The 5,506-nt window shown below is 72.1% G+C and carries 8 protein-coding genes; 4 read left to right on the forward strand and 4 right to left on the reverse strand.

What is annotated here, in order from left to right; translation table 11 throughout:
* Positions 1 to 733, reverse strand: a 733-nt coding sequence (locus VB739_RS16055; protein ID WP_323358019.1) for a class II aldolase/adducin family protein, incomplete at its 3' end; no start/stop codon positions are given.
* A gap of 58 nt (positions 734 to 791) precedes the next feature.
* Between VB739_RS16055 and VB739_RS16060 the strand changes: the two genes are divergently transcribed.
* Positions 792 to 1,256 (forward strand): hypothetical protein, encoded by a 465-nt coding sequence (locus tag VB739_RS16060; protein ID WP_323358020.1) that lies wholly within the window; start codon positions 792 to 794, stop codon positions 1,254 to 1,256.
* An 11-nt stretch (positions 1,257 to 1,267) separates the two neighbouring features.
* Entirely contained in the window at positions 1,268 to 2,260 is a 993-nt protein-coding gene (locus VB739_RS16065; protein ID WP_323358021.1) for a zinc-binding alcohol dehydrogenase family protein, read from the forward strand.
* A 14-nt stretch (positions 2,261 to 2,274) separates the two neighbouring features.
* Here VB739_RS16065 and VB739_RS16070 read toward each other — a convergent pair whose 3' ends face one another.
* On the reverse strand, positions 2,275 to 3,231 hold the full coding sequence (locus VB739_RS16070; protein ID WP_323358022.1) for a class I SAM-dependent methyltransferase: 957 nt from the start codon (positions 3,229 to 3,231) through the stop codon (positions 2,275 to 2,277).
* A gap of 92 nt (positions 3,232 to 3,323) precedes the next feature.
* On the opposite strand from VB739_RS16070, the gene VB739_RS16075 reads away from it, so the two are divergent.
* Entirely contained in the window at positions 3,324 to 3,752 is a 429-nt protein-coding gene (locus tag VB739_RS16075; RefSeq protein ID WP_323358023.1) for a hypothetical protein, read from the forward strand.
* A 24-nt stretch (positions 3,753 to 3,776) separates the two neighbouring features.
* Complete coding sequence (locus tag VB739_RS16080; protein WP_323358024.1) at positions 3,777 to 4,196, forward strand: cytochrome c oxidase assembly factor Coa1 family protein; 420 nt, start codon at positions 3,777 to 3,779, stop codon at positions 4,194 to 4,196.
* A 1-nt stretch (position 4,197) separates the two neighbouring features.
* Here the strand turns inward: VB739_RS16080 and mtnA are convergent, their stop codons facing one another.
* Together mtnA and VB739_RS16090 are read right to left on the reverse strand one after the other, a co-directional pair.
* Positions 4,198 to 5,298, reverse strand: a complete 1,101-nt coding sequence (mtnA, locus tag VB739_RS16085) for an S-methyl-5-thioribose-1-phosphate isomerase (RefSeq protein WP_323358025.1) — start codon at positions 5,296 to 5,298, stop codon at positions 4,198 to 4,200.
* A gap of 13 nt (positions 5,299 to 5,311) precedes the next feature.
* Positions 5,312 to 5,506 (reverse strand): hypothetical protein (locus VB739_RS16090; RefSeq protein ID WP_323358026.1); only part of this gene is annotated, 195 nt, incomplete at its 5' end.

Here is a 5,506-nt window from a genome sequence, read left to right on the forward strand (position 1 = left end):
CGGCCACGGCGTGCAGCGAGCGCTCGCCCCGGGCCAGGCGCTCCTCGGCCCGCCGCACCAGATCGATCATCCGGTCGTAGCTCTGCTCGGCGGTGGCGCCGAAGGAGAACAGGCCGTGCTGGAGCAGCACCATGCCCTCCGGTTCGTGGCCCGCCGCCGCCGCGGCCTCATAGGCCAGGGCCGCCGCCTTGGCCAGGGCAAAACCGGGCATCACGTAGGGCACCAGGGCCACCCGATCGCCATACACCTCGCGGCACACCGCGGCCGCATCGGGCTGGTCGGCCAGGGCCAGCAGGGCGATCGAGTGGGTGTGATCCACAAACGTGTGGGGCAGGAAGGCGTGCAGCAGCGCCTCCACCGAGGGGTTGGGGGCGGCCGGATCAATCAGGTTCTGGCGCTGGGCCGCCACCATCGCCTCGTCGCTGAGGGACTCCAGGGCCCGCAGGGCCTGCAGGGGCTCCAAGCGCACCGCCGGATGGCCCGGCGGCTCGATCGTGCCCAGATCCCAGCCCGATCCCTTGACGCACAGCACCCGGATCGCCTCCCCCAGCAGCCCGTGAACGGTGGTTTTCACCGAGGTGTTGCCGCCGCCGTGCAGCACCAGCTCGGGATCGGCCCCGAGCAGCCGGGCCGAGTAGGTGCGCAGGGCCAGGTCTTCGCTGACGCCCTGCACGCCGTAGCGGGCGATCGCCTCGCGGGCGGCGGCATCCGACCAGCGATGTTGCACGGCCATGGAGCGAAACGGGGACTCTGGGGGGAGACTACGGGGAGCGATCCTCCAGGGGCTGCCCGTGTCCATCCGCCGCAGCCGCCAGGTCTTGAAGCCGTGGGCCTGCCTGGCGCGCTCGCCGCTGGTGCTGCCCCTGCTGCTGGCGATGGAGGTGGCGGTGGGCGGTGGGATGGCGGCCCCCGCCCTGGCCCAAAAGGTGCCGCCCCAGATCCCCCGCGACGGCTGGAAGGATTGCGAATACAACGACAAGCCCCTGGCTTGCGTGGATCAGCAGATCCCCGGCGGCCTGACGATCCGCTGGAAGGACGGCCAGTCGATGACCTACCGGGAGGTGTCCGGCAAGGGCAAGGACGCCAGCGGCAGCGACCTGCTGCGCGACCGGCTCGGGGGCCTCTGGCGCCGGGAGCTCTACGTCCAGGGCAACATCACCCTCACCAACGAGGCCAACGGCAACCGGATCTTCGTGCCACTGCGCTTCCCCTGCAAACCGCCCCTGAAGGGGGAGGTGGGCTACTGCCGCTACTGAACCCGCCTGCCATGCGAGCGATTCTCGCCACCCCAGCCCTGGTGGACACGGAGCTGCCCGAGCCCACCCCCGGCCCCCACGACCTGCTGGTGCGGATCGAGGCGGTGGCGGTGAACCCGATCGACACCAAGCTGCGGGCCGCCGTGGGGACGGAGGATCCGCCCCGGCAGCTGGGCTGGGACGGCGCCGGGGTGGTGGTAGCGACCGGGGAGCGGGCGAGCCGCTTCCGGGTGGGGGATCCGGTGTTGTTCGCCGGCGATGCGGGAAGGGCCGGCTGCAACGCCGAGGCCGTGCTGGTCGACGAGCGGCTGGTGGGCCGCAAACCGGCGCGGCTCTCCTGGGCCGAGGCGGCCAGTGTGCCGCTGACGGGGCTGACGGCCTGGGAGGCCCTGTTTGAGCGGCTCGGGCTCGATCCGAGCGGCGAACGGGGGCAGGGCCCCAGCCTGCTGATCCTCGGCGGCGCCGGTGGGGTGGGCTCGATCGCCATCCAGCTGGCCCGCCGGGCCGGGGCGGTGGTGATCGCCAGCGCTTCGCGCCCCAAGAGCGCCGCCTGGGTGCGGCAGCTGGGGGCCGACCACGTGGTCGACCACCACCGGCCCCTGGCCCCCCAGCTGGCGGCCCTGGGCTTCGAGGCGGTGGATCGGATCGCCAACTTCAGCGACACCGACGCCTACTGGGAGGTGATGGCCGAGCTCATCGCACCACTGGGCTCGATCGTGGCGATCGTGGGCAACCGCCGCCCTCTCGACCTCAACCTGCTCAAGGCCAAGAGCGTGACATTCGCCTGGGAGTTCATGTTCAGCCGCTCCCAGTTCCAGACCGCCGACATGGGACGGCAGGGGGAGATCCTGGATCGCCTCGCCGAGCTGTTCGAGGCCGGCAAGCTGAGCCCCACCCTGGGCCGCACCCTCAGCCCCATCAACGCCGCCAACCTGGCGATCGCCCACGCCCAGCTGGCCACCGGGAGCACGATCGGCAAGATCGCCCTTGTGGGCTGGGGCTGAACCCCAAGGGGGCCTCAGCGCACGGCCACCAGCACCCGGTGACGGGGGTCGCAGGCCTCCCGGCGCACGTCCCGGAAGCCGGCCTGCTCCAGGGCGACGGGCAGATCAAGGCCGAAGTAGTCCTCCAGGTAGGGCTCGGTGCTCTTGAGCAGTGTGGCGATCGGCGCCGGCAACCGGCGGATCACGTCTGAATCGGGGTCCTGATCCACCAGGGCCACCACCCCGCCGGGCCGCAGCAGCCGGGCCGCCTCCTTCAGCACCGCCCGGGTGGCTTCTGCCGGCAGTTCGTGGCAGACGAACTGGAGCGTGATCAGCTCGACGCTGGCCGCCGGCAGGCCGGTGGCTTCGGCGGCGGCGTGATGCCAACGGCGGATGCGGCCCTCGGGATCGCGGACCCTTGCCACCGAAAGCATCTGGGGGGAAAGGTCGAGGCCATCGACGGCGACACCTGTGCCCTCGCGCCGCTCCAGCCAGTCCTTGAGGGCCATGGTGCCGACGCCCACAGAGCAGCCGATGTCGAGGGCGCTGCGCACCGGACCGCTGAGGCTGGGCTCGATCGCCGCGAAGATCGCGTCCCTCAGCCGCCGCTGGGCGTCCTGGGGCTCCAGGGTTTCGCCGGGCCACACCCTCAGGGCCATGGCGTCGGTGGCCTGCTCCGCCTCGCCCGCCGCCTGCCAGCAGAGGTTCCCCTGTTGGTAGGCGTGGAACCGGGCCCGGTAATAGGGCGGGGTGGCCGTTGCCGCGGCGGTGCTGCTGGCCAGCAGGGGCTCGGCCTGCTGCAGCAGCTCCTCACGCCGGGCCCGCCAGGCGATGCCGCGGCGCTCGGCGGTGCGGATGATCAGCTGGCGGGCCTGCAGGAACAGCAGCTGCCGCAGCGGCTCAATAGCCAGCAGCCGATCGATCAGCCAGCCGAGGGGATGGCGCGAGGCCACCCAGTTGGGCGGCGGCGCAGCTGACTGGGCCTGGGCCATGGCGGCGAAGCGGCGGCGGCGACGGGTTGCATTCTCGCCGCAGCCAGCCCCGCTGAATCGGGGTAACGTCCCTGCGACACCGCAAGCAAGCCATGCCCTGGCGTCCCCGTCTGCTGGCCCTCTCCACCTCCCTGCTGGTGGGAGCCGGCGCCCTGGTCGGCGGGGCCGCCCTGGCCACCCCGGCCGGATCGCTGCTCAAGGGCCTGGCGCTGCCGCTGCCCAAGCCCGCCGCCAGCCTGTTCGCCGCCAATGCGATCGGCCAGACCAGCCTCAACACCCAGCTGCCCGGCAAGCCTGAGGATCTGCTCGCCAAAGTGAAGGCATCGCTGGCCAAGCAGGGCTACAGCGAGCGCAAGATCAACACCGTGGTGGGCCCCTGGGGCTTCAACCTGGTGCTGGATCCCCCTTCGGGCACCAAGGTGGATGGCACCGCTGACGGCAAGGCGGCCGCCCTGGTGCTGCAGGCCACCGCCATCGGCCCCAACCAGCTGAACCTGAACGTCCGCTTCGAGGGACTCTGAGGGGTTCCCGACCAGAGTCACCCCATGGACAGCAAGCCAGCCCCCAATTGGTGGGCACGCAACTGGAAATGGCTGGTGCCGGCCGGCTGCCTCACGGGGGTGGCCGGGCTGGCCGGCTTCATCGCCCTGATCGTCGGCCTGGTGTTCGGGCTGATCAAGTCGACCACGCCCTACCAGCAGGCCCTGGCCAAGGCCCAGAAGGATCCCGTGGTGATCAGCCGGCTGGGCACGCCGATCCGTGGGGGCCTGCTGGTGTCCGGCAGCGTCAATCTCTCCGGTGGCACGGGCCAGGCCAACCTGGCCATACCCCTGCAGGGGTCCAAAGGCAGCGGCACCCTCTACGTGGAGGCCCGCCAGAGCGCCGGCACCTGGACCTACTCCACCCTGACGCTCCAGCCCGACGGCGTCGGCGAACCGATCAGCCTGCTGCGGCCCTCGCTCTGAATCAAGCGGCGGCGTAGAGGGCCTGGAGGCCCGCCTCGCTGGCCGGCGCCACGCCCCGCTCGGTGATCAGGGCCGTCACCAGCCGGGCGGGGGTGACGTCGAAGGCGGGGTTGAAGCCGTCGCTGCCGTCGGGCACCAGCTGCACGCTGGTGGGCTCCCCGGCCGCGGGCTTGCCGGCGATGCGGGTCACCTCCAGGGGGGAGCGGGCCTCGATCGGGATCTCCTTCACCCCGTCGCCGATCGACCAGTCGATGGTGGAGCCGGGCAGGGCCACGTAGAAGGGCACGCCGTTGTCGTGGGCGGCCAGGGCCTTGAGGTAGGTGCCGATCTTGTTGCAGACATCGCCTGTGCGGGTGGTGCGGTCGGTGCCGACGATCACCGCATCCACCTGGCCGTGCTGCATCAGGTGCCCGCCGGCGTTGTCGACGATCACGGTGTGGGGCACCCCTTCGCGGCCCAGCTCGAAGGCCGTCAGGCTGGCCCCCTGGTTGCGGGGGCGGGTCTCGTCGACCCACACATGAATCGGCAGGCCGGAGCGGTGCGCCTTGTAGATCGGCGCCAGGGCCGTGCCCCAGTCGACCGTGGCCAGCCAGCCGGCATTGCAGTGGGTGAGCACGTTCAGGGGCTGGCCGCGGCGCTCCTCGGGGCGGCGGGCGGCGATCTCCTGGAACAGGCGCAGGCCGTGGTCGCCGATGGCCTCGCACATGGCCACGTCCTCCTCGGCGATGGCGGCCGCCTCGGCCTTGGCCGCCTCGGCGCGCTGCTGCGGCGCCAGGGGCAACACCTTGGCCCGCACCCGCTCCAGGGCCCAGCGCAGGTTGATGGCAGTGGGGCGGGTGGCATCGAGGCGCTCGAAGGCCGCGGCCAGGGAGGCGTCGGAGGGATCGGTCTGCAGGGCCAGCATCAACCCGTAGGCCCCGGTGACGCCGATCAGGGGAGCCCCCCGCACCACCATCGTCACGATCGCCTCGGCCGCCTCCTCGACACTGGTGAGCGAGCGGGTGACGAAGCGGTGCGGCAGCAAGGTCTGGTCGATGACGCCCACCGAGCGGCCGCCTTCCTCCAGCCAGATGGTGCGCCAGGGCCTGCCGTCGATGTTCATGGGGAGGTGGGGGTCAGGGGGACGCAGGGCGCGCCGGCTCCGATTTTCCGCCATCACCGGGACGGCGCAGCAGCTCCCGGGTGAGGCGGCGGAAGCGGGCGGGCTCGAGATCGCCGAGGGCCTCGCCGCGGCGGCGGCGCCAGGCGTTCCAGCCCAGCAGCGGCACCAGCCGGTTGTGGCCGGCCAGATCCAGGGGGGACGCCAGGGG

The sequence above is a fragment of the Cyanobium gracile UHCC 0281 genome (assembly GCF_034931305.1).
GTDB lineage: Bacteria > Cyanobacteriota > Cyanobacteriia > PCC-6307 > Cyanobiaceae > Cyanobium > Cyanobium gracile_A.

Bases quoted from the DNA above. Each gene is read 5' to 3' on its own strand.
- VB739_RS16065 (WP_323358021.1), top strand. From the start codon at position 1,268: ATGCGAGCGATTCTCGCCACCCCAGCCCTGGTGGACACGGAGCTGCCC.
- VB739_RS16070 (WP_323358022.1), bottom strand. From the start codon at position 3,231: ATGGCCCAGGCCCAGTCAGCTGCGCCGCCGCCCAACTGGGTGGCCTCG.
- VB739_RS16075 (WP_323358023.1), top strand. From the start codon at position 3,324: ATGCCCTGGCGTCCCCGTCTGCTGGCCCTCTCCACCTCCCTGCTGGTG.
- VB739_RS16080 (WP_323358024.1), top strand. From the start codon at position 3,777: ATGGACAGCAAGCCAGCCCCCAATTGGTGGGCACGCAACTGGAAATGG.
- mtnA (WP_323358025.1), bottom strand. From the start codon at position 5,298: ATGAACATCGACGGCAGGCCCTGGCGCACCATCTGGCTGGAGGAAGGC.